At 71.3% G+C, this 23161-nt stretch carries 21 protein-coding genes and 1 pseudogene; 11 read left to right on the top strand and 11 right to left on the bottom strand.

The window, feature by feature from the left end; all coding sequences use genetic code 11:
• Positions 1–6: 6 nt before the first annotated feature.
• On the bottom strand, positions 7–2187 hold the full coding sequence (gene scpA, locus A4R43_RS35440; protein ID WP_113696067.1) for a methylmalonyl-CoA mutase: 2181 nt from the start codon (positions 2185–2187) through the stop codon (positions 7–9).
• Positions 2187–4076: a methylmalonyl-CoA mutase small subunit gene (gene mutA, locus A4R43_RS35435; protein ID WP_113696066.1), complete on the bottom strand. Its 1890-nt coding sequence runs from the start codon at positions 4074–4076 to the stop codon at positions 2187–2189. Before mutA ends, scpA begins: the two co-directional genes overlap by 1 nt.
• Positions 4077–4175: 99 nt before the next feature.
• Between mutA and A4R43_RS35430 the strand changes: the two genes are divergently transcribed.
• Together A4R43_RS35430 and A4R43_RS35425 are read left to right on the top strand one after the other, a co-directional pair.
• A complete protein-coding gene (locus A4R43_RS35430) occupies positions 4176–6164 on the top strand; it encodes a serine/threonine-protein kinase (protein WP_113696065.1) in 1989 nt (662 codons plus the stop codon).
• Positions 6165–6221: 57 nt separating this feature from the next.
• A complete protein-coding gene (locus tag A4R43_RS35425) occupies positions 6222–7010 on the top strand; it encodes a purine-nucleoside phosphorylase (protein ID WP_113696064.1) in 789 nt (262 codons plus the stop codon).
• Here A4R43_RS35425 and A4R43_RS35420 read toward each other — a convergent pair.
• Positions 6997–8160: a glycosyltransferase gene (locus A4R43_RS35420; protein WP_113696063.1), complete on the bottom strand. Its 1164-nt coding sequence runs from the start codon at positions 8158–8160 to the stop codon at positions 6997–6999. The two genes, A4R43_RS35425 and A4R43_RS35420, sit on opposite strands and share 14 nt — an antisense overlap.
• A gap of 61 nt (positions 8161–8221) precedes the next feature.
• On the opposite strand from A4R43_RS35420, the gene A4R43_RS35415 reads away from it, so the two are divergent.
• Positions 8222–9856, top strand: coding sequence for a phospho-sugar mutase (locus tag A4R43_RS35415; RefSeq protein WP_113698099.1), 1635 nt, complete (start codon positions 8222–8224; stop codon positions 9854–9856).
• Here the strand turns inward: A4R43_RS35415 and A4R43_RS35410 are convergent.
• Together A4R43_RS35410 and A4R43_RS35405 are read right to left on the bottom strand one after the other, a co-directional pair.
• A complete protein-coding gene (locus A4R43_RS35410; protein WP_113696062.1) occupies positions 9834–10541 on the bottom strand; it encodes a YidC/Oxa1 family membrane protein insertase in 708 nt (235 codons plus the stop codon). The genes A4R43_RS35415 and A4R43_RS35410 overlap by 23 nt on opposite strands.
• A 72-nt stretch (positions 10542–10613) precedes the next feature.
• Positions 10614–10892, bottom strand: a complete 279-nt coding sequence (locus A4R43_RS35405; RefSeq protein ID WP_236808475.1) for a DUF6412 domain-containing protein — start codon at positions 10890–10892, stop codon at positions 10614–10616.
• A 46-nt stretch (positions 10893–10938) separates the two neighbouring features.
• On the opposite strand from A4R43_RS35405, the gene A4R43_RS35400 reads away from it, so the two are divergent.
• A complete protein-coding gene (locus A4R43_RS35400) occupies positions 10939–11391 on the top strand; it encodes a flavodoxin family protein (protein WP_113696061.1) in 453 nt (150 codons plus the stop codon).
• Between the two features lie 81 nt (positions 11392–11472).
• Here A4R43_RS35400 and A4R43_RS35395 read toward each other — a convergent pair whose 3' ends face one another.
• Both A4R43_RS35395 and A4R43_RS35390 read right to left on the bottom strand, forming a co-directional pair.
• Complete coding sequence (locus A4R43_RS35395) at positions 11473–11940, bottom strand: hypothetical protein (protein WP_162788703.1); 468 nt, start codon at positions 11938–11940, stop codon at positions 11473–11475.
• 75 nt (positions 11941–12015) lie between these two features.
• Positions 12016–13245, bottom strand: a complete 1230-nt coding sequence (locus A4R43_RS35390; RefSeq protein WP_113698097.1) for an MFS transporter — start codon at positions 13243–13245, stop codon at positions 12016–12018.
• A 172-nt stretch (positions 13246–13417) separates the two neighbouring features.
• On the opposite strand from A4R43_RS35390, the gene A4R43_RS35385 reads away from it, so the two are divergent.
• From A4R43_RS35385 to hisS, 3 genes are read left to right on the top strand one after another with little or no spacing between them, the layout of a single operon-like run.
• Positions 13418–14107, top strand: a complete 690-nt coding sequence (locus A4R43_RS35385) for an LppX_LprAFG lipoprotein (RefSeq protein WP_113696059.1) — start codon at positions 13418–13420, stop codon at positions 14105–14107.
• Positions 14104–15615 carry an MFS transporter gene (locus A4R43_RS35380; protein ID WP_418190767.1) on the top strand — a complete coding sequence of 504 codons (1512 nt, stop codon included), beginning with the start codon at positions 14104–14106 and terminating at the stop codon, positions 15613–15615. The genes A4R43_RS35385 and A4R43_RS35380 overlap by 4 nt, the downstream gene beginning before the upstream one ends.
• Positions 15616–15635: 20 nt before the next feature.
• Positions 15636–16922, top strand: a complete 1287-nt coding sequence (gene hisS / locus A4R43_RS35375; protein WP_113696058.1) for a histidine--tRNA ligase — start codon at positions 15636–15638, stop codon at positions 16920–16922.
• Between the two features lie 82 nt (positions 16923–17004).
• Here hisS and A4R43_RS35370 read toward each other — a convergent pair whose 3' ends face one another.
• The 3 genes from A4R43_RS35370 to A4R43_RS35360 are packed head-to-tail and all read right to left on the bottom strand — an operon-like array spanning position 17005 to position 19383.
• Entirely contained in the window at positions 17005–17991 is a 987-nt protein-coding gene (locus A4R43_RS35370; protein WP_113696057.1) for an aldo/keto reductase, read from the bottom strand.
• Between the two features lie 4 nt (positions 17992–17995).
• Entirely contained in the window at positions 17996–18931 is a 936-nt protein-coding gene (locus tag A4R43_RS35365; protein ID WP_113698095.1) for an aldo/keto reductase, read from the bottom strand.
• A 53-nt stretch (positions 18932–18984) separates the two neighbouring features.
• Complete coding sequence (locus A4R43_RS35360; RefSeq protein ID WP_113696056.1) at positions 18985–19383, bottom strand: MerR family transcriptional regulator; 399 nt, start codon at positions 19381–19383, stop codon at positions 18985–18987.
• Between the two features lie 69 nt (positions 19384–19452).
• Here A4R43_RS35360 and A4R43_RS35355 point away from each other — a divergent pair, with 69 nt between their 5' ends.
• A complete protein-coding gene (locus tag A4R43_RS35355) occupies positions 19453–20073 on the top strand; it encodes a TetR/AcrR family transcriptional regulator (RefSeq protein WP_113696055.1) in 621 nt (206 codons plus the stop codon).
• A gap of 9 nt (positions 20074–20082) precedes the next feature.
• On the opposite strand, the gene upp is transcribed toward A4R43_RS35355, so the two are convergent.
• A complete protein-coding gene (gene upp, locus A4R43_RS35350) occupies positions 20083–20706 on the bottom strand; it encodes a uracil phosphoribosyltransferase (RefSeq protein WP_113696054.1) in 624 nt (207 codons plus the stop codon).
• Between the two features lie 153 nt (positions 20707–20859).
• Here upp and A4R43_RS44875 point away from each other — a divergent pair.
• The 3 genes and pseudogenes from A4R43_RS44875 to A4R43_RS35340 all read left to right on the top strand — a co-directional run.
• Positions 20860–21198 (top strand): annotated as a pseudogene (locus tag A4R43_RS44875) (helix-turn-helix domain-containing protein); the annotation flags it as partial.
• Positions 21199–21330: 132 nt separating this feature from the next.
• Entirely contained in the window at positions 21331–22347 is a 1017-nt protein-coding gene (locus tag A4R43_RS35345) for a transcriptional regulator (protein WP_418190869.1), read from the top strand.
• A gap of 36 nt (positions 22348–22383) precedes the next feature.
• On the top strand, positions 22384–23064 hold the full coding sequence (locus A4R43_RS35340) for a toll/interleukin-1 receptor domain-containing protein (RefSeq protein WP_113696052.1): 681 nt from the start codon (positions 22384–22386) through the stop codon (positions 23062–23064).
• Positions 23065–23161: the final 97 nt, after the last annotated feature.

Here is a 23161-nt window from a genome sequence, read left to right as displayed (position 1 = left end):
ACCGGCCTACGAGTGCTGGGCGTTGAGCTGGTCGAGCAGGTCCAGCGCCGCGTCCGCGATCACCGTGCCCGGCCCGAAGATGGCCGCCGCGCCCGCCGCGCGCAGTTCGTCGTAGTCCTGCGGCGGGATCACGCCGCCGACCACCACGATGATGTCCTCGCGGCCCAGCTCGGCCAGTTCCGACCGCAGCGCGGGCACCAGCGAGAGGTGCCCGGCGGCCAGCGAGGACACGCCGATGATGTGCACGTCGGCTTCCACCGCCTGCCGCGCGACCTCCGCCGGCGTGGAGAACAGCGGGCCGACGTCGACGTCGAAACCGAGGTCGGCGAAGGCGGTGGCGATCACCTTCTGGCCGCGGTCGTGCCCGTCCTGGCCCATCTTCGCGACCAGGATGCGCGGCCGCCTGCCCTCCGCCTCGGCGAAGGCCTCGACCTCTTCGCGTGCCTTCTCCACGTTGGGCGCCTTCCCGGACTTGCCGACTTCCTCCCGGTACACGCCGGAAATGGTACGGATCTGGCCGGAGTGGCGGCCCCAGATGCGTTCCAGCGCATCGGAGATCTCGCCGACGGTGGCCTTCGCGCGTGCGGCGTCGATGGCCAGCGCGAGCAGGTTGCCGTCGGACTCGGCACCCGCGGTCAACCGCCGCAGAGCGTCCTGAGTGGACTCTTCGTCGCGTTCCTCCCGCAGCCGCCGCAGCTTCTCAAGCTGCTGTGCGCGGACCCCGGCGTTGTCCACCTTGAGCACGTCGATCTGCTCGTCCTCGGAGACCCGGAACTTGTTGACGCCGATCACCGGCTGGCGCCCGGAGTCGATCCGCGCCTGCGTGCGCGCGGCCGCCTCTTCGATGCGCAGCTTCGGGATGCCGGCGTCGATCGCGCGGGCCATGCCGCCCGCCGATTCGACCTCGTCGATGTGCGCCCAGGCCTTGCGCGCCAGGTCGTAGGTCAGCCGCTCGACGAACGCGCTGCCGCCCCACGGGTCGATCACCCGCGTGGTGCCGGATTCCTGCTGGAGCATCAGCTGGGTGTTGCGGGCGATGCGGGCGGAGAAGTCGGTGGGCAGCGCGAGCGCCTCGTCGAGGGCGTTGGTGTGCAGGGACTGCGTGTGCCCCTGCGTGGCCGCCATCGCCTCGACGCAGGTGCGCGCGACGTTGTTGTAGACGTCCTGCGCGGTCAGCGACCAGCCCGAGGTCTGCGAGTGCGTCCGCAGCGACAGCGACTTCGCCGACTTGGGCTCGAACTGCTTGACCAGCTTCGCCCACAGCAGGCGCGCCGCGCGCAGCTTCGCGACCTCCATGAAGAAGTTCATGCCGATCGCCCAGAAGAACGACAGGCGCGGGGCGAACTTGTCCACATCCAGCCCGGCATCCACACCCGCCCGCAAATACTCCACACCGTCGGCCAAGGTGTAGGCAAGCTCGAGGTCAGCGGTCGCCCCGGCCTCCTGCATGTGGTAGCCGGAGATGGAGATCGAGTTGTACCGCGGCATGTGCTGGGAGGTGAAGGCGAAGATGTCGGAGATGATCCGCATGGAGGGTTGCGGTGGGTAGATGTAGGTGTTGCGGACCATGAACTCCTTGAGGATGTCGTTCTGGATGGTCCCGGCGAGCTTCTCGGGCGGCACGCCCTGTTCTTCGGCAGCGACCACGTACAGCGCCAGCACCGGCAGCACGGCGCCGTTCATGGTCATGGACACGCTCATCTGGTCCAGCGGGATGCCGTCGAAGAGCTGGCGCATGTCGTAGATCGAGTCGATCGCCACGCCCGCCATGCCGACGTCACCGGACACCCGCGGGTGGTCGGAGTCGTAGCCGCGGTGGGTGGCCAGGTCGAAGGCGACCGAAAGGCCCTTCTGCCCGGCGGCGAGGTTGCGCCGGTAGAACGCGTTGGACTCCTCGGCGGTGGAGAACCCGGCGTACTGGCGGACCGTCCACGGCTGGTTCACGTACATCGTCGGGTACGGCCCGCGCAGGTACGGCGCAATCCCGGGATAGGTGCCCAGGAAGTCCACATCGGACAGGTCGTCGGCGGTGTAGACCGGCTTGACGCCGATGCCCTCGGGAGTTTCCCAGGCGAGCGCGTCGGGGCCCTTGCCGGTGCGGTCCTGCAGCGCCTGCGCCCAGTCGGCCTGGGTGGCGGTGGGTTCGCCGTCCTCCAGCGGGACACCGGCGAAGTTCGGGATGGCCATCACTCGACTCCCAGTTCGGCGAGGGTGCCGGTGAGCACGGCGAGCGCGTCGCAACCGGCGTAGATGTTCTCGTCCACGTCCGCGTGGTCACCGCGGCCGGCGAGCAGGACGCGCTGGGCGCCCGCGGCCTTCAACGCCGCGGCGACCTCGCCTGCCTGCTCGGTGTACTGGCTGTCGGTCCCGCAGAGGCAGGCGATCCGCGCGCCGCTGCCGGTGAAGCCGCTGACCACCTCTTCGGTGGACGCGGTGGCGCCGCCGTTGACCGATTCGATGCCGCCCGCCGCGAACAGGTTCGCCGCGAAGCTCGCCCGCGCGGTGTGCGCCGCGATCGGGCCGAGCGTGGCCAGGAAGACCTTGGGACGCTCGGCGCAGGCGTCGGCGCGGTCACGCAGCCGCTCGAACGCCTCGGCGTAGCGGACCCGGGGCAGCCCGCCGTCCGCGGTGTCCACAGTGGACTTCGGACGGGTGACCGGCTTTTCGGTCAGGTTCGGGAACTCGCTGACCCCGGTGATCGCGTCCTTGCGGCGGGCGATCCGCTTCGAGCGCGCCGCCCAGGTCGCGGCCAGCCGCTCGCCGAGGAAACCGGTGTCCAAAGCGGACTCGATGCCGCCCGCCTCTTCGATCGCGGTGAACTCCGCCCAGGCCGCCTTGGCCAGGTCGGCGGTCAGGTTCTCCACGTACCAGGAACCGCCGGCCGGGTCGATCACGCCGCCCAGCCGCGACTCCTCGTGCAGGATCACGCTGGTGTTGCGGGCGATGCGCCTGGCGAAGGCGTCCGGTTCGCCGATCGCCGCGTCGAACGGCAGCACGGTGATCGCGTCGGCACCACCGACCGCGGCGGCGAAGCAGGCGACCGTGCCGCGCAGCATGTTCACCCACGGGTCGCGCTGGGTGAACATGGCGGGCGAAGTCACCGCGTGCTGGCGCATGCCGCGTGCCGCGACGGCCACACCGGAGACCTCGGTGACCCGCGCCCACAGCTTGCGCGCGGCCCGCAGCTTGGCGATGGTCAGGAACTGGTCGGCGCTGGCGGCGAACCGGAACTCCAGCCGCGCGGCCGCGTCGTCCACGCTCAGCCCGGCCTCGGTGAGCGCACGCAGGTACGCCACGCCCGCGGCGATGGCCGCGCCGAGTTCCTGCGAGTCCGAACCGCCTGCTTCGTGGAACGGCAGGCCGTTGACCACCAACGGGGAAAGCTTGGGATACGACCCGTTCAGCCGAGCGGCCAGTTCGGCGGCGGGCCGGACGTCGTGGGCCTCGCCGGTGCGCGCCCGCAGGCCGATCGGGTCGGCACCGAGGCCGCCGACCACCGCGCTCGCCGGGATCTCCCGCTCGCGGAACACCTCCAGCAGCGCCTCGGCGGCGGCTTCGTACTCCGCGCCCGCGTCGAGCACCACCGGCGCCAGCTCGATGTATACGCCGTTCAGCGCGTCGGCCAGGCTCGCCACCGAGATGCCGCCGGAGCCGACGCGCAGCCACAGCGAGCTGACGCCGCCTTCGAGATCGGCGAGCATGGCCTTGTTGGCGGCCACCGGATCGGTGCCGGAGTGCGGTTGCCGCAGGTCCCAGCCGGTGGCGACGCGCCCCTCCGGCACCCCGCCACGCACGAACGGGGGGAGGCCGGGGAAACCGGCGGGCGGCGCGGTGTCCTCGGCGGTGTAGAGCGGGCGGATGTCGAAACCGTCGTAGGTGCGGGTGTTCAGCAGGCTTTCCGGCGGGCCGTCGAAATCCTCTTTCAGCGCACCGCTCTTGCGCAGCACACCGGCCACCAGCTCACGCCATTTTTCCCGGTCGGCGGCGGGGAACTCCGCGGCGAGCGCCAGCCTGCCCGGCTCTTCCGGCTCGGCCGGAGTCGGCGCCGACCCGGCTGTCTCAGCCACCTCAGTCATAACCATCGATGGTAAAGCCCGTTAACAACCCCTACCTGTGACGCTCGTCCCGTCCGCAGGGGGTGTCCGACAGGCTTCACGGACGGGTGATCCGACAGAATGTGGGCTGTGTCCACCTCAGCCGAAGAGTCACGTGTGGTCGCCGGCCGGTACCGGTTACGGTCCGTGCTCGGCTCCGGCTCCATGGGCACCGTCTGGGCGGCCTACGACGAGTTCCTGCACCGCCCGGTCGCGGTGAAGGAGGTCCGCCTGCCGCCGGGGGTGCAGGTCAGCCAGGCCGACGAACTGCGCGAGCGGACGCTGCGCGAGGCCAGGGCGATCGCCGTGCTGTCGCACCCGAACGTGATCATCCTGCACGACGTGGCCAGGGAAAACGGCGAGCCGTTCGTGGTGATGGAGCTGCTGCCGTCGCACAGCCTCGCCACGCTGATGCGCGACCACGGCGCGTTCAGCACCGAGCAGGCGGCCGCGATCGCCGACGCGGTGGCCGCCGCGCTCGAAGCCGCGCACGCCGCGGGCATCACGCACCGTGACGTCAAGCCCGGCAACGTGCTGGTCGCCGAGGACGGCCGGATCAAACTGACCGACTTCGGCATCGCGCGCAACGTTTCCGAAGCCACCATGACCAGCACCGGGATGATGCTGGGCTCGCCCGCCTACATCGCGCCGGAGGTCGCCTCCGGTGGCGAGGTCACGCACGCCGCCGACCTGTGGGGGCTCGGCGCGACCATCTTCGCGATCCTCGAAGGCCGTCCGCCCTACGACGTCAACGGCGATCCGCTGCAGACGGTCACCGAGGTGGTGCACGGCAAGGTGCCCAAGCCGAAGCCCGGTCCGCTGGAGCCGATCATCCGCGGGCTGATGGCGAAGGAGCCGAGGAAGCGGCTTTCGCTGGCAGAAGTCCGGCGGCGGCTGCGGCCGCTGCTGACCACGCCGCGTGACCAGCTGTTCGAGGCCGCGTTGTTCGAGGCACCGGCCAAGCCCCGCGATCCCGACCAGCTCGACGGCGGGGACACCCAGGTCATCGCGCCGCAGCCGATCGCGCCACCGACCGGCGGGGAAGCAAGCGGGGACGGCCCGGCGCTGGCCGCCGATCCCGGCCCGCTGCCGTTCGCCGTACCCGGCTCCGCGTCCGGCTCCGGGGCAGGTTCCGAGTCCGGGGCGATGTCCGGCGGCGGGTCCGGGTCCGGCAGCGGGTCTGGATCCGGGGCCGGGGCTAGGTCAGGATCCGGACTCGGGTCCGGCGGCACCGGGGCCAGCGGCGGGGCCGGGGCCATGTCCGGGGGCGAGGCCGGATCTGGGGCCGGGTCAGGTGGCCCGGCGGGGTCTGCCAGGTCGGGGGCTACCGCTTCGGGGTCTGCCGGGTCGGGGGCTGCCGGGTCCTCGGCGTCCGCCGCTGGCCGGGGATCGGCTGGTGCCGGGGAGCGGGCGGGGCGCAGTGTGCTGGCCGGGACCGCGCTGACCATCGCCGCCGTTCTGCTCTTCCTCGCGGCTGCCGCCGGTGGCTTCGCGATGACCAGGTTGATGGCCGCGCAATCGCTTGCGCCGCCCACCCCGCCGATGCGCGCGAACGCCCCCGCACCCCCGCTGGCCGAGCTGGTCACGCGCAACGGCGACGCCACCAACCTCAAGGGCACCACCGGCGGCCTGTTCTCGGTGGACGTGCCGCGCGACTGGACGCCCTTCGTCACCCAGCGCGCCGCGAAACCGCTGCCGCCGAGCACGCTGGTCCAGTACGTCTCGGTGGACGGGCGGCAGACGCTGAGCGTGGAACGCTTCGCGAACTTCTTCCCCGGCGGCCGGATCGACGACTACGTGACCGCGCTGCACAACGGCTGGGTTGGCGACTCGTTCCGGCTCAGCGAGTACACGCCGACGCAGGGCATCTCCGACGACCTGATGCTGACCTACCGCACGCGGGAGGAGGCGCCGGGCGCGGGCACCATGGGGCGGACCACCTTCGCGCACGTGTTCCGGCGGGGCACCAGCCTGTGGTCGGTGCGCGTCACCGTGCCCACCGAGCAGGAGGACTCGGGCCGCCGGGAACTGTTCGACCGCATCCACCCCACCTTCGACCCCGCCGACTAGCGCGCTCGCCGGAGCCCATCAGCCCACGCCGCGGCGCCGCCCCTTAGGCTCCGGCGCATGAGTCAAGAACAGGCCGCGGCGGCTGCCGCGGCGATCGCCGCGCGTACCGGAGTCGAGAACCACGACATCGCGGTGGTGCTGGGTTCGGGCTGGCGCCCGGCCGCGGACGTCATCGGCACCGCCGAAGCGGAGATCCCGCTCGGCGAGCTCCCCGGCTTCGTCGCGCCGAGCGCGGTCGGCCACGGCGGCACCGCCCGCTCGGTCAAGGTCGGCGACAAGCGCGCACTGGTCCTGCTCGGCCGCACCCACCTCTACGAGGGCAAGGGCATCGACCCGGTGGTGCACAACGTGCGCACCGCGGCCGCCGCCGGCGCGCGCACCGTGCTGCTGACCAACGCCGCCGGCGGGCTGCGCCAGGGCTTCGAGGTCGGCCAGCCGGTGCTCATCTCCGACCACATCAACCTGCTCGCGCGCTCACCGATCGTCGGCGCGAACTTCGTGGACCTGACCGACCTGTACGCCTCCCGGCTGCGGGCGATCGCCAAGGAGATCGACCCGAGCCTGGAGGAGGGCGTCTACGCGGGCTTTCCCGGCCCGCACTTCGAGACCCCGGCCGAGATCCGCATGCTGCGCACCATGGGCGCCGACCTGGTCGGCATGTCGACCGTGCTGGAGGCGATCGCCGCCCGCGCGGCCGGGGTCGAGGTGTTCGGGCTCTCCCTGGTGACCAACCTGGCCGCCGGCATCACCGGCGCCCCGCTCAACCACCAGGAAGTGCTCGAGGCGGGGCAGGCCGCCGCCGAGCGCATGGGCGACCTGCTCCGCGAGCTGGTCACCCGGGCTTGACGTACTCCGGCAGCCGCCGTGCGACCTCCTCCGGGGACGGCATCGCCGCGATCTCCGCGGCGAACGCCCGCGCGGCGGCCCGGACGTCCACATCGGACAGCAGCGCCCGTGCCTTTTCGCTGACCCCGCCGAGTTCACCGGGCAGCAGGCGCGCACCGGCACCGGCGTCGACCACCGCCGCGGCGTTGGTGAACTGGTCGGCGCCCATCGGCAGCACCAGCTGCGGCACCCCGGCGGCCAGCGCGCCGAGCGTGGTGCCGCTGCCGCCGTGGTGCACCACCAGATCGGTGCGGGGCAGCAGGTCCGCCTGCGGCACCCACGATTCGACGACCACGTTCGGCGGCAGCTCACCGAGGGCGCCCGGTTCGATGGTGGGCCCGGCCGCGACCAGCACGTCGGCGTCCAGCGGCGCCAGCCCGTCGATGGCCGCGCGCAGCACCTCGACCACCCCGAACGCGGTGCCCAGGGTGAGGTAGATCAGCGGGCGCGGGCGGTCGGCACGGGCGAGCGCGGGCAGCGATCCCGGCTCGGCGAACGGCACCGGCCGCAGCTCGATCCGGTTCGCCGTGGCGAGGAAACCCTTGTCCTGCAACGATCGCGGCGCGATGTCGACGAACGGCAGGCCGAACACGTGGTCGTCGGGCAGGTCGAGGCCCAGGCCCCGGCCGAAGGCGTGCTGCTCGGCCGAAATCGCGCGCGACGTGCTGTCGTCCGTGCTGACCCGGCCGAATCCGTGCCCGATCACCGGGATCCCGGCCAGCATCGCGGCGAACGCGGCCCCCGCCGCGCCGACCTCCTGCACCACCAGATCGGGTTTGCGCTCGGCCAGGATGGCGCCGAACTGCTCGACCCAGATCCGGGGCAGCACCTGGCCGAACGCCCGCGAAATCAGCTGCTCCAGCTCTTCCGGGCTGGCGTTGTCCCGGGTTTCGCTTGGATCGTGGTCCGGATCGCCGCTGGCCTCCGCGACCACCTCGCGCATGCTCCTGCCCGCGGTCAGCGGCTCGATGCCGAGCCCGGTCAGGGTCGGATGGAACTGCTCCCCAGTGGCGAAAGCGACTTCGTGCCCGGCGGCGCGGGCGGCCTTCGCGAGCGGGAGCAACGGGTAGAAATGCCCGAATGCGTCCAGGCTCGAGAATATAATTCGCACTACGTCGAGCGTAGCCATTCCCGTGAACCGCCGCCACGGCCGTAGGGTGAACGCCGTGAAGCTGACACCCGAACTGCGCGACCGCGCATTCCGCTGGATCGCCGACGACGTCGACGAGCACGCCCGCACGGAACTGCAGGCCGTGCTGGCGCGGGCGATGGGCGGCGAAGCCGAAGCGCTCGCCGAACTCGAAGACCGGATGGCCGGGCCGCTCGAATTCGGCACCGCCGGGTTGCGCGGGCCGGTGCGGGCCGGGCCGAACGGGATGAACACCGCGGTGGTGGTCCGGACCACCGCCGGGGTGGCGCGCTGGCTGGTCGAGGACGGTCGCGACGGCGGCACGGTGGTGATCGGCCGGGACGCGCGCCACGGCTCGGAGGCGTTCGCGACCGCCGCGGCCGAGGTGCTCACCGCGGCCGGGTTCGACGTGCGGATGCTGCCGGGACCGCTGCCGACGCCGGTGCTCGCGTTCGCGGTGAAACGGTTCGCGGCGGTGGCGGGTATTCAGATCACCGCGTCGCACAATCCCCCGGCGGACAACGGGTACAAGCTCTACGACAGCACGGCCGCGCAGATCGTGCCGCCGTCCGACGCGCGCATCGAAGCGGCGATCCAGGCCGCACCCGGCGCGATCTCGGTGCCGCGTGCGCCCGGTTTCCGGGTGTTCGGGGACGAGGTGCTCAACGAGTACCTCGGCAAGGTCGCCGCGCTGCCGCGTGGCACGGCGCGCGAGCTGCGCGTGGTCGCCACCGCGTTGCACGGCGTCGGCGCGGAGCCGCTCGAAGCCGCGTTGAACCGCGCCGGGTTCACCGATGTGCACCTGGTCGCCGAGCAGGCGCGGCCCGATCCGGACTTCCCGACGGTCTCCTTCCCGAATCCGGAGGAACCGGGCGCGCCCGACCTGCTGCTCGCGCTCGCCGAAGCGAAGGACGCCGACCTGGCCATCGCGCTCGACCCGGACGCCGACCGGTGCGCGCTGGGCGTGCGCGACCGCGACGGTTCGTGGCGGATGCTGCGTGGCGACGAAACGGGCGTGCTGCTCGGCTCGCACGTGCTGGACACGGTTTCCACGCCCGATCCGCTGGTGGCCACCACCATCGTGTCGTCCTCGATGCTCGCCGAAATCGCGAAGGCACGCGGCGCGCGGTACGAGGAAACCTTCACCGGGTTCAAATGGCTGGCGCGGGCCGGGGACGGCCTGGTCTTCGCCTACGAAGAAGCGCTCGGGCTGTGCGTGAATCCCGATTTCGTGCGGGACAAGGACGGCATCGCCGCCGCCACGCTCGCCTGCGACCTGGCCGCCACGCTGAAAGCCGCCGGGAAGTCCCTGGTGGACTCGCTGGACGAGCTGGCGGTGCGGCACGGCGTGTACCTGACCGACCAGATCTCGGTGCGCGTCACCGACCTGAGCCGGATCGGCGCGGTGATGGCCCAGCTCCGGGCCACGCCGCCCGCCGAGCTGGCCGGGCTGGGGGTGTCCACAGAGGACTTGCTGCCGGAGGCCGACGTGCTGCGACTGCGGGCCGACGGCCTGCGCGTGGTGGTGCGGCCGTCGGGCACCGAGCCGAAGTTGAAGGCGTACCTGGAGGTTTCCGAGCCGGTGCCGGACGCCGCTTCGCTGGCAGACGCCCGGCGCAGGGCGGCCGACCGGCTGGCCGCCCTGCGTGCGGACCTCACCCCGCTGCTGGGGTCCTGATCCCGGGTTCACGGCGGAGCAGGGCGCGTTCCACCAGCGTCCACGTGGTGGTGGTGAGCAGGTAGAGCCCGGCGGCGAGCGGCACGAACGCGGCCACCAGCAGGGTGCCGAACGGCAGCAGCTTCAGCAGGCCGCCGCCGGGCGGCGGCGTCGGGCTCTCCGCCAGCAGGGCCGACTGACGACGCGAGGAAATCCAGGCGACCACGGCGAGCAGCGCGAACAGGCCGAGGAACACCGGCCCGGCCGCGCTGGTGAAGTGCGCGCCGAGCGGCGTGCCGAACAACGTGTGGTCGAGCAGCGGGTTCGGCTGCCCGCCGACCGAGGGGAACGCGAACAGCCGGTACATCACCATGAAGAACGGGAGCTGCGCGAGCGACGGCAGACAACCGGCGAAGAAGGAGGTACCGGATTCGCGTTGCAGGTCGGCTGCGGCTTCGCGCAGTTTCTCCGGGTTGTTCCGGTGTTTCTCCTGCAGTTTCTTGAGTTCGGGCAGGAGCTTGGCGCGCGCCCGTTCACCGCGGACCGCGGCCACGCTGAACGGCAGGAGCGCCAGCCGAATGGCGGCGGTGAACAACACGATGGTCAGCGCGACGCTGACCGGCGCGGTGACGGGGTCGATGAATCCGGCGAAGCGGTCAACGAGGAAAAGCGCGCCGGAAACCGGCACGTCGAGGAATTCGAACATTTTTGCGCAGCACTCTTTCCGGGTTTGTTCAACGGAAAAACGGACCGGGAGTGGCCGCTGCGTGCAGTGGGACTAGGCGGCCGGAATGGCCGCGGAAGGCGCGCGGGGCTGCCGCCTGCCGGGTGCTCGCGGGTCGCGCAGGCGCAGGAAGGCGGCCTGGCGGGCGCATTCGGTCAGTGCGCTGGCGCGACCGCGGGACGGCACCGCCCACAGGTCGAGATCGGAACCGTGCACCTGGTGGACGGCGATGACCAGCACCAGGCCGAAGGCCAGCGCGAGCAGCGCGGCGGGACTGGTGAGCAGTTCGGCGGCGGGCGCCGCCAGCAACGGGAAGAGCGATGCGGCGTGCACTGGCTCCCCCTTTCGCGTCAGCACCAGCGTAGCCCAGGATGGCGGGGTGGCCACCTTGCTGATCGTGCATCACACCCCGTCGCCGGGCATGCAGGCGATGTTCGAAGCCGTGGTCTCCGGCGCCACCGACCCGGAGATCGACGGCGTGGAGGTGGTGCGCCGGGCCGCGCTGGCCACCACCGCCGCCGACGTGCTCGCCGCGGACGGTTACCTGTTGGGCACGCCGGCGAACCTCGGCTACATGAGCGGCGCGCTCAAGCACTTCTTCGACACCGTGTACTACCCGTGCCTGGACACCACCAAGGGTCGCCCGTTCGGGTACTACGTGCACGGTGGCAGCGACGTCTCGGGCACCGTGCGGGGCATCGAGTCGATCACCACCGGCCTCGGCTGGACCTCGGCCGCCGCGCCGGTCACCGTCACCGGGGAGCCCAGCAAGGACGACCTGGCCGCCTGCTGGGAACTGGGCGCGACGGTCGCCGCCACGCTGATGCCCTGAGGCCGGCCGGGCATCGGCCGGGCGGTCCAGCCACTCCGCCAGCAGGGCCCGCGGTGCTCCAGCGTCCGGCACGTGCCGCGCTCAGCGGCTGACCCGGAAGTCTCCACTGGTGATCGGGTGCAGGGGGACCGGGGACTTGCCGCACCGGGTGACCTCTTCGCGGGAAGCGAAGCTGACGCCGTCCTTCGTGCCGTCGTCCCGGACGGTCAGCGCGATCGGCTCCCCCGGCGACGCCACGGCGAAGTCCTGCGCGTCGCTGACCACCCCGGTCACCACGCCGAGCGAGCCAGCCACCCGCACGCAGTCGATCCTGGCCACCATCCAGCCGATCCGCTCGTCGTCGCGGTGCGCCAGCCAGAGCACGCCCTGACCGGAGTGGCCGTTCCCGTGCGCGTGCACGGAGAATTCGAACACCGAATACGGGTCCTGGAGTTCGACTTCGGCGTTCCCCAGCACCGAAACGTCGCGCGCGGGCGCGGCTGCCGCCGTGCCCACCGTCGCCAGCAAAAGGGCGGTCGCGCCCAGCAAGCCGATCATCGCTCTTCTCATGCACCCAGGCTCACGGGAAACCGCGGCGCGGACCTCCCTTCACAGCGGGAAACGGCTCACCCGCGGGAGGGATCCTCAGCCGTCACGCAGGGCGGGCTCCGGCGTAGCGGCGAATTCCGTGGCCTGGCCCCGCAACACCCACGCCGCCACCACGACCAGCCCCACCTGTAGCGCACCGGACAGCACAAAAGCCGCGCTCGCGCTGCCCAGCAGCGAAGCGGCCAGCCCGCCGAGCAGCGCGCCCACCGGCACCGCTCCCCACACCACGGTCCGCCACGCGCCCATCACCCGGCCGAGGTATTCGCTCGGCACCAGCAGGTGGCGCAGTGTCGCGAGCACCACGTTGACCACCACCACCGCCGCGCCGAACAGCCCGTACAGCACCCCGGCCACCACCGGCTGCGCCACCAGGCCCATGCCGCCGATCAGCACCGCCACCGCGAGCATCCCGCCCAGCAGCACCCCGCGGCGCCCGAACCGCGAGATCAGCCTCGGCGCCACCGCCGCCCCGAGCAGCCCGCCCGCCCCGGCCCCCGACGCGAACACCCCGAACACCACTTCGGACAGCCGCAGGTCCTCGAGTCCATAGAGGACCAGTTGCGCCATCGGCATTTCGACCAGCAACGCGGTCGCCCCGGCCAGCAGCACCAGCCGCGACAGGAACGGGTTGCGCCGCAGCCAGCCGAGCCCGCCTGCGATCTCCACGCGCACCGACCCGCGGGCGGCTGCCTCCGGCCGGTACCGGCCCGCGATGCACAGCAGCAGCACGGCGGCCACCGCGAACCCGGCCGAGTTCAGCAGGAACGGGAAGGCCGCGAACATCGCGAACGCGACCCCGCCGAGCGGCCCGCCGAGGAAGTTCTGCCCGACCACCTCGACCGCCTGCAGCTTGCTGTTCGCGCTCTCCAGCCTGCCGTCCCCGGCCACCGCCGGGATCAGCACGTTCGCCGCGCTGTCCGCCACCGTCTCCACCACGCCGAGCAGCAGGCCGAAGACGTAGACCACCCAGATCGACACCGCGTCCGCCAGCACCAGCACGGCGAGCAGGCCGACCAGCGCGGCCCGCGCGGTGTTCGCCACCACGATCGCGCGCCGCCGGTCCACCCGGTCGAGCAGCGCGCCGACCGGCAGCGCGAACAGCAGCCACGGCAGGAACTGGGTGGCCGACAGGCCGGCGATCAGCAGCGGATCCCTGGTCAGCGTGGCGGCCAGCAGCGGGAACGCGACCTTGCCGACGCCGTCACCGAGGTTGGACGCCGCGCTCGCGGAGAGCAGCCACGTCAACCTCCGGTCCTTGCCGGACATGGCCACCCCCTCCACCACCCGGAGTACTTCGATATTAGGTGCGCGCGGACACGCGCAGCAATCACCCGATCACCAAGAGCACGGGCCATTGCTCGATTCAGACCAGGAATCCGGCAACCGGAAAGCGGCAACCTCTGCTCCCCGGCCGCTCCATCCACCCTACGATGCACGCATGCTCATGCGCCGTTTCCTGCTCGGAGCGCTCGCGCTCGCCGTGACCGCCGCCACTGGCTGCTCCTCCGGCGAGCCGGACACCAGTTCCTTCCCGCCAGCGGAACAACTTGTCCAAGAGGCCACCACGGCCACTTCGGCGGTGAAGAGCACGCACTTCTCGCTCCAGGTGAACGGCTCGATCACCGGGCTGAGCGTGCAGAGCCTGGACGGCGACCTGACCAAGGAGGGCGGCCCGTCCGGCGCGGCCAAGGGCACCGGCAAGCTCGAGGTCAACGGGCAGCTGATCGAGGCCGAGTTCGTCGTGGTGCAGGACAACTTCTACCTCAAGGGCCCGACCGGCAACTTCCAGAAGATCCCGGCGTTCGCCGCCTCGGCGGTCTACGACCCGTCGGCCATCCTGGACCCGCAGCGCGGCATCGCGAAGCTGGTCTCCAGCCTGCAGAACCCGAAGACCGAGGCCGAAGAGGACGTCGACGGCACCGCGACCTGGAAGGTCTCCGGCCGGATCGGCAAGGACGTGCTGGTCGCGCTGCTCCCCGGCATCCAGGCCGACGCCGACCTCACCTTCTGGCTGGCCAAGGACACCAAGCTGCCGGTCAAGGCCACCGCGAAGTTCCCGGAGAACGCCTCGGTCGACGTCAAGTTGTCCGATGTGGACAAGCCCGTCACGGTGACCCCGCCGGCGTGATCACCACCACCCGCCGCGGCCGGGCGAGCGCGATCGGGGCCGGCGGGCTCGCCGTGCTGCTCGGCGCGCTGGACACCTACGTGGTGATCGGCCTGCTCCGCCAGATCATCGACGAGCTGCGGATCCCGGTGAACCGGCTGGAGCAGGTCACCCCGGTGGTCACCGGGTACCTGCTCGGGTACGTCGCGGCGATGCCGCTGCTCGGCCAGGCCTCCGACCGGTTCGGCCGCAAGCCCCTGCTCCAGCTGTGCCTCGGCGGGTTCCTGGCCGGGTCGGCGATCACCGCGCTCGCGGGCAATCTCGAGGTGCTCGTCGTCGGACGCGTGGTGCAGGGCGTGGCCAGCGGAGCGCTGCTGCCGGTGACCATGGCGCTGGCCGCCGACCTGTGGGCCGAACGCCGCCGCGCCACCGTGCTCGGCGTGGTCGGTGGTGCGCAGGAACTGGGCAGCGTGCTCGGGCCGGTGTACGGCATCGCGCTGTCCGCGCTGACCGACTGGCGCGGGGTGTTCTGGGTCAACGTGCCGCTGGCCGTGCTCGCGATGGTCGCCGTGTGGTTCTCGCTGCCCGCGAGCGCCCGCCCGGACGGTCCGCGGCCCAAGGCGGACGTGGTCGGGGCGAGCCTGCTCGCGGTCACGCTGGCGCTGCTGGTGGTCGGGCTGTACAACCCGAACCCGCGTGAGCAGGTGCTGCCGAGCTGGGGCTGGCCGGTGCTCGCGACCGCGGCCGTGGTGCTGGTGGCCTTCCTGCTCTGGGAGAAACGGGCGAAGGTCCGGCTCATCGACACCACCGGGCTGCGGCTGGGGCCGTTCTTCGCCACCCTCGGCGCCTCCGTCGCGGCGGGTGCCGCGCTGATGGTGACGCTGGTCGACGTCGACCTGTTCTCGCAGACCCTGCTCGGCCGCGACGACCACGGCAGCGTGCTGCTGCTCCTGCGGTTCCTCATCGCGCTGCCGGTCGGCGCGGTGGTCGGCGGGCTGCTGTCCTCGCGGCTCGGGGAGCGGTGGGTCGCCTTCGCCGGGCTGCTGATCGCGGCCGCCGGGTTTGTGCTGATCTCGTCGTGGCCGCTGGACGTGCTGGCCGCGCGGAGCGTGCTCGGCCTGCCACGGCTCGACGTGGACCTGGTGGTCACCGGGTTCGGACTCGGGCTGGTCATCGCGCCGCTGTCGTCGGCGGTACTGCGGGCCACCCCGCCCGAGCAGCACGGCGTCGCCTCGGCGGGCGTGGTGGTGGCGCGGATGACCGGCATGCTGGTCGGGGTCGCGGCGCTGTCGGCGTGGGGGCTGCACCGGTTCCACGAACTGACGGCTGGCCTCAACGCGCCGATCAAGGTGCTGTTCCCGTCACCGCAGGAGTACGAGGTGGCGCTGGCGAACTACACCACCGCGCTCAAGCAGGCGCTGCTCGACCAGTACGGCGAAATCTTCTTCATCACCGCGTTCATCTGCGCGGGCGGGGCGCTGCTCGCCCTGCTCATCGGGCCGAAAGCTAGAGTTGGGGCGGACCAGTAGCCCGAGTTGAAGGATCGATCGTGCCCGAGTACCTGCCGACCGCCCCGTACCGGGGAACCAGGGACTTCCTCCCCGCGGAGATGTCCGTCCGGACGCAGGTGTTCGGCCATCTCTACGACGTGGTCGAGCGCTTCGGCTACCAGCGTTACGACGGCCCCATCCTGGAGTCCGCGGAGATCTACGAGGCCAAGTCCGGCCAGGAGATCGCCGACCAGCAGCTCTACACGCTGACCGACCGCGGCGGGCGGCGCCTGGCGCTGCGCCCGGAGATGACCCCGTCGGTGGCGCGGATGATCGCCGGGAACGCGGGCTCGCTGCAGTTCCCGGTGCGCTGGTACAGCCACCCGAACTGCCACCGCTACGAGCGCCCGCAGCGTGGACGCGTGCGGGAGCACTGGCAGCTCAACGTGGACATCTTCGGCTCGGACGCGGCCAGCTGCGAGATCGAGATCTTCGAGGTCATCCACGCGCTGATGGGCGAATTCGGCGCCACGCGGGACATGTACGCGGTGCGCGCGAACGACCGCACCCTGCTGGCCAGCGCGCTGACCGATCTCGCCGGCGTGCCCGCCGAGCACCTGGCGGCGGTGTACTCGCTGGTGGACCGCTGGGAGAAGTACGACAGGGACAAGCTCGCCGCCGACGCCGAGGAGATCGGGCTGAGCGACAAGCAGTTCGCCCGCCTCGCCGAGACGCTGGGCATGGGCACGGCGCTGCTCGACGAGCTGCCCGCCGAGGTCAAGGACGCCTCGAACCTGGTGCAGGTGCTGCGCAGCGAAGCGGCCGAGCTGGTGCAGTTCGACCCGCTGATCGTGCGCGGGCTGGCGTACTACACCGGCACGGTTTTCGAGGTCTTCGACACCTCGCCGGAGAACAACCGCGCGCTGTTCGGCGGTGGCCGCTACAGCGACCTGGCCGGGTTGTTCACCGCGAAGGAGATCCCCGGCATCGGGTTCGGCATGGGTGACGTCACCCTGATCGACTTCCTGACCACGCACGGCCTGCTGCCCTCGCCGCGCAGCGAGTACGACGTGGCGGTGATCCCGGTGACCGCCGACCTGACCGGCGCCGCGCGCTCGGTGGCCACGCGGCTGCGCTCGGCCGGGCTGCGCACGTCGAGCCCGCTGGAGCACCGGAAGCTGGGCAAGGAACTGACGCGCGCGGACAAGGCGGGCGCGCGGGCCGTGGTGATCGTGGGCCAGGAGGACTGGGACGCGGGCAACGTCACCGTGCGCAGCCTGGCCACCCGGGAGCAGACGACGGTCGCACTGGACGCGGCCGCCGACTCGGTCGCCGCCCTGCTCTGAGCGCCCGCCCCCTCGGGCCCGGTGTCACGAATGTGGCTTTCGAGACGTTTCGCGTCTCGAAAGCCACATTCGTGACGCCCCCCTAGCGGCCGATCAGGCGCATGGCCTCGTCGGGGTAGCGCTGCCCGGCGACGGCTTCGCGCGGCACCGTGCGCTCCACCTCGTCGATGTCCTCAGTGGACAGTCCGAGCCCGGCCGCGGCGACGTTCTCCTCAAGGTACTTCCGCCGCTTGGTGCCCGGGATCGGCACCACGTCGTCGCCCCGCGCCTGCACCCAGGCCAGCGCCAGCTGCCCGGCGGTCACCCCCTTGCGCTCGGCCAGCTCACGCAGCTTCGCCACCAGTTCGAGGTTGCGCTCCAGGTTGCCGTCCGCCATGCGCGGCTGGCTCTGCTGCCGGAAGTCACCGGCGCCGAAGTCCGCCTTGGACTGGAACCGCCCGGTGAGCAGACCCCGCCCGAGCGGCGAGTACGGCACGATGCCGATGCCCAGCTCGCGGCAGGTCGGCACCACCTCGTCCTCGATGTCCCGCGACCACAGGCTCCACTCGGTCTGCAGCGCGGTGATCGGGTGCACCGCGTGCGCCCGCCGGATCGTCTCGGCACCGGCCTCGGACAGCCCGAGGTGCCGGACCTTGCCCGCCGCGACCAGCTCGGCCATCGCGCCGACGGTCTCCTCGATGGGCACCGACGGATCCACCCGGTGCTGGTAGTACAGGTCGATGTGGTCCACGCCGAGCCGTCGCAGGGACGCCTCCGCCGCCTCCCGCACGTAGGCCGCGTCCCCGCGCACCCCGCGCTTGGCCGGATCGTTCTCGTCACGCACGATCCCGAACTTGGTGGCCAGCACCACCTGGTCCCGGCGGTCGTTTATCGCCCGCCCGACCAGTTCCTCGTTGCGCCCGAAGCCGTACATGTCGGCCGTGTCGAGCAGGGTCACGCCCAGCTCCAGGGCGCGGTGGATGGTGGCGATCGATTCGGCGTCGTCGCCTTCGCCGTAGAACTCGCTCATGCCCATGCAGCCCAGTCCCTGGGCGGTGACGGTGAGCGAACCCAGCTTGCGGTGTTCCATCAGCTCACTTCCCCGCCGCGCGCGCGAGCCGCTCCGGGTAACGGGCCCCGGCCACGGCTTCGGCAGGCGCGGCCGCTTCGATTTCTTCGATGTCCTGTTCGGACAGTTCGATGTGGACGGAGGCGGCGTTCTCCTCCAGGTACTTGCGGCGCTTGGTGCCGGGGATCGGCACCACGTCGTCGCCCTGGTGCTGCACCCAGGCCAGCGCCAGCTGCCCGGCGGTGACGCCCTTGCGCTCGGCGAGCGCACGCAGCGCCTCGACGATGGCCAGGTTGCGCTCCAGGTTGCCGTCGGTGAACCGCGGCAGGCCGCGGCGCATGTCGTCGTCGGGCAGGCTGTCCACCGAGGTGATGCTGCCGGTCAGGAATCCCCTGCCCAGCGGGGAGAACGGCACGATCCCGATGCCGAGTTCCCGGCAGGTGCCGAGGATCTCGTCCTCGATGCCCCTGGTCCACAGCGACCACTCGCTCTGCAGCGCGGTCACCGGGTGCACCGCGTGCGCCCGGCGGATGGTCGCCGCGCTCGCCTCCGAAATGCCCAGGTAGCGCACCTTGCCCTCGGCGACCAGCCCGGCCAGCGCGCCCCAGGTCTCCTCCACCGGCGTGTCCGGGTCCACCCGGTGCTGGTAGTAGAGGTCGATGTGGTCCACGCCGAGCCGTCGCAGCGAGTCCTCGCAGTTCTGGCGGACAAAACCGGCGTCGCCCCTGGCGCCCATCGCGCCGTCCTCGCCCCAGACGATGCCGAACTTGGTGGCCAGCACGACCTGGTCACGGCGGGCGGAAGAGCCACCGATGGCCCGCCCGACCAGTTCCTCGTTGGCGCCTGCCCCGTAGACGTTCGCCGTGTCCAGCAGGTTCACGCCCAGTTCCAGGGCACGGTGGATGGTGGCGATCGACTCGGCGTCGTCGTCACGCACGCCGTATCCCGAGCTCATCCCCATGCAGCCCAGGCCCTGCGCACCGACGGTGAGTTCGCCGAGCTTCTTCGTCTTGGTCACGCGGTCTCCTTGATCGGAGCGTTCTGCTCGTTGAACTTGCGCTCGATCTGGTCGTAGTTGTCGATCTTGTAGTCGAGCACCTCGAGGCAGCCCTGCAGTTCGGCGATGCGCTCGGCGACCGAGCGGCGCTGCTCGACCAGGATGGCCTTGCGGCGGCCCGCGCTGGCCACGCCGTGGCGGCGCAGCGAGGCGTACTCGCGCATCATGCGGATGGGCATGCCCGTGGTGCGGAGCTTGGTCAGGAAGCCAAGCCAGTTCAGGTCCTCGTCGGAGTAGACGCGGCGCCCGGCCGTATCCCTGGCCGGGGCCTCGAGCAGCTTGATGCGCTCGTAGTACCGGAGGGTGTCGATCGACAGGCCACTCCGGCGGGCGGCCTCGGCTATCGAAAAGCTCATGTCACGACGGTACGACCTGGAGTGCGCTCCAGGTCAACTCCCGGCCGCCGTCCGCGTTACGCTGCGCGCATGGCGCGCCCCAGAACCCACGACGACGGCCTCCGCGTCCGGTTGCTCGACCGCGCCGGTGAGCTGCTCTCCGGTGAGGGTCCTGGTGCGCTGAGCCTGCGGCGGCTGGCGAAGGACGCCGGCACGTCCACCACCGCGGTGTACTCGCTGTTCGGCAGCAAGCCGGACCTGATCAGCGCGCTGTACGCGGAGGGGTTCGGCCGGTTCGAGAAGCGGCTGTCGGCGCTCGTGCGCAGCGGTGACCACTTCGAGGACCTGGTTTCGCTGGGCCTGGCCTACCGGGCCAGCGCGCTGGCCGATCCGCACATGTACTCGATCATGTTCACCAAGGCGGTGCCCGGCTTCGAACCGGACGAATCGGCCACGAACCTGGCGCGGTCGACGATGAACCCGCTGCTGGACACCATTCGCTCCGGCATCGCCGAAGGCGTGTTCCTCGCCGAGGCGCCCGAGCGGATCGCCACCTCGTCGTGGGGTATCGCGCACGGCATGGTTTCGCTGGAGATCAACGGAAACCTGCCGCCCGGCTTCGACGTCAGCGGGACGTACGAGGCCGCACTGCGCGCCAACGCCCGCGGCTGGCTGCGCACTCCCCGAAGCACTCCCCGAAGCGCCCCCTGAGCAATACCGCTACACGGCGCCGTACTGGCGATCCCCCGCGTCACCGAGACCGGGCACGATGAAGCCGGAGTCGTTGAGGCGTTCGTCGATGCTGGCGGTGACCACGCGGACCGGCATGCCGGAGTCCTCCAGGTGTTTGAGGCCCTCCGGCGCGGCCAGCGCGCAGATCGCGGTGACGTCGGTGGCGCCGCGGTCGGTCAGCAGCCGGATCGTGTAGGCCATCGAACCGCCGGTGGCGAGCATCGGGTCGAGCACCATCACCGGCCGCCCGCCGAGCGATTCCGGCAGTGACTCCAGGTAGGGCGTCGGCTGCAGCGTCTCCTCGTCACGGGCGAGGCCGACGAAGCCCATCTGGGCGTCGGGGATCAGCTTGTGGGCCTCGTCGGCCATGCCGAGCCCGGCACGCAGGACCGGCACCAGCAGCGGCGGGTTCGCCAGCCGGTAACCGTCGGTGCGGGCGACCGGGGTGTGGATGCGCTCGATCCGCACCGGTGCGTCGCGGGTGGCCTCGTAGATCAGCATCATGGTCAGCTCGTGCAACGCCGCCCGGAAGGCGGCGCTGTCCGTGCGCGCGTCCCGCATGGTGGAGAGACGGGCCTTGGCCAGCGGGTGGTCGACGACGTGGACGTCCATGGTGGACACCGTAGCCGCCACCTACCCGGCACCCGCGGTTACCTGCGGGTAGGCAACAGGAAACCCCGCGAGCGACTACAAAAACCGTCCGCGCCCCGGTGAGAATCGCAACGGCGAAGTCAGCGTCGGAGCGCGATCGATGGGGGTGGATTCGTGGGCAACGCGTGGCCGGTCCGTCCTTGGTCCATTCGAGTTCGCCTTTCCCGGCGCACTCCACTCGAACCGGCCGTCGCACTACCTTCCGTAGGCAAGCAGGCACTTTCTGCGCACACTGACCAGCGTGGTCTCCGGCGACCGCACCCAGCAGGCGTTGCCCAGGTGCGGCCGGAGGAGGCAACCGGCAACGGAGGGGTCGACGTGGCCGAGGAACGCAGACTGTTCGGTACGGAGCTCCGGCGGCGCCGGAACGAAGCTGGGCTCTCCCTGACCCAGCTGGCCGCCAAGGTGCACTACAGCAAGGGATATCTGAGCAGGATCGAGACGAATCGCAAGCCACCTCCTCCCGAGCTGGCTCGCCTGTGCGACGTCGCCTTGGCCGCCAACGGCACGCTCGCTGCTCTCGCGCCCGCACCGTCGCCCGGAACTCCGCTTCCGGAGAGCCAAGATGACAGCGAGGTGTGGATCATGAGCCTTTCCGCAGATGGTTCGAGCTGGTTCCGGCCGATCGGCCGCCGGGAAGCAATGGCGATGGGCGTCGGCTCGGCGATCGGGTTCGGCCTCGGCACAGCGGGGCTGGGCGCCACTTCCGGTGAGGCGACCGCGCTGGCCGCCCTGCGTGCCCATTTCGACCAGTTTCGCCGCCTCGGCCAGACGGCGAGCCCCGGTGTCGTACTCCCCGCGCTCGTAGCGCAGACCCACACGATCCAGCAGCTGGCGAGCCGGGCCGCCGACCGCAACCGGGGAGAACTGCTGCTCCTCGCCGCGCGGTACGCCGAGTACGCGGGCTGGATGGCGCAGGAGTCCGGCGACGACAAGGCCGCGCTGTGGTGGACCGATCGAGCTGTCGAGATGGCGGACGCCGGAGGGGACCGGGATCTCGCGGCCTACTCGCTGGTGCGGCGGGCACTGGTGACGCTCTACCGGGACGACGCGAAACAGACGGTCGAGCTGGCCCAGCACGCACAAACCTTCTCGGTACCAGCCCGGATCCGCGGCCTGGCCGCGCAGCGTGAAGCACAGGGGCACGCCCTGGCCGGTAACCGCGACGCCTGCCTGCGCAGCCTCGACCAAGCCCAGGAACTGCTCGACCGGGCCGAACCGGCAGCGGGACCGGTGCTGGGCACCACGAACCTGGCCAATCCGGCGGCGATGGCCTTGGGCTGGTGCATGTTCGACATGGGCCGGGCCGGCGAGGCAGCTGAGGTCCTCGACCGGGAAGTCGGCCTCATCCCGGCGGAGGCACTGCGCACCCGGGCCCGATACGGCGTTCGGCGGGCCCTCGCGCACGCCACGGCCAACGAGATCGACCACGCCTGCGACCTGACCCGTGACCTGCTCGGGCTGATCGAGGTGGTCAGCTCGGCGACCATCACGCTCGACGTGCAGCGACTCAGACGAACCTTGGCGCGATTCCGCAGCCACCCGGCGGTACGCGAGGTTTCGCCGCATCTCGACGCCGCACTGCACGCACCGACTGCCTGACACCCGTTCACCCGATGGAGGAGGGATCGATTCACCGTGCCCGAAATCTTTGTCAACTATCGAACGCAGGACGAAGCAGCCGCTGCCAACCACATCCAAGACGACCTGCGCCGCCGCTTCGGCGATGAACACGTGTTCTACGCGAGCCGGTCGATCAAGGCCGGTGAGGACTTCACCGAGCAGTTGCTCCCCGCGGTCCGGCGGAGCACCGTGCTGCTGGCGGTGATCGGCGCGAACTGGCTCGCGGCGGACAGCCAGGGCAAGCGGGCGATCGACGACGAGGCGGACTGGACCCGCCGCGAAATCGTCACCGCCTTCGCTTACGGCGTCCACGTCATCCCTGTGCTCGTCGGACGCAGGAGCGAGCGGCTCCGTGAGGCCGACCTGCCCGCCGACCTGGCGCAACTGGCCCGCTGCCAGAGCCGGATCTTCGACACCCGCGATTCGGCGACCTGCCTGGACAAGATCGCGGCGGATGTCGCCGACCTCGTACCCGGCCTGGTGGACCGGACGCAGCCACCGGAGCCCGAAGCCCCGCGTGAAGCGCGGAACCAGTCACCTACCGTCAGCGGGATCGGCAGCGTCGGTTCGGTGAACATCGGCGGCGACGGCGCGTTCGTCGGTTCCCATACCTTCGGCGATGGTGTTGTCGGCAAGGTGGCTGGTGATGTCCATCAGCAGTTCGGTGAACGCCGCGATCGCGGCCATGACCGATGACCGGCTCAACCGCTGGGTCGCCCGCCGTCGCCCCTACGGTCAACCAGCACTTTGTGTTCCACGGCTTCGCTGGGCAACGCCCCGCCCGAAACCACCG

The sequence above is a fragment of the Amycolatopsis albispora genome (assembly GCF_003312875.1).
GTDB lineage: Bacteria > Actinomycetota > Actinomycetes > Mycobacteriales > Pseudonocardiaceae > Amycolatopsis > Amycolatopsis albispora.
Note: the sequence above shows the minus strand (reverse complement) of the source record. Positions and strands in the feature narration are given on the sequence as shown.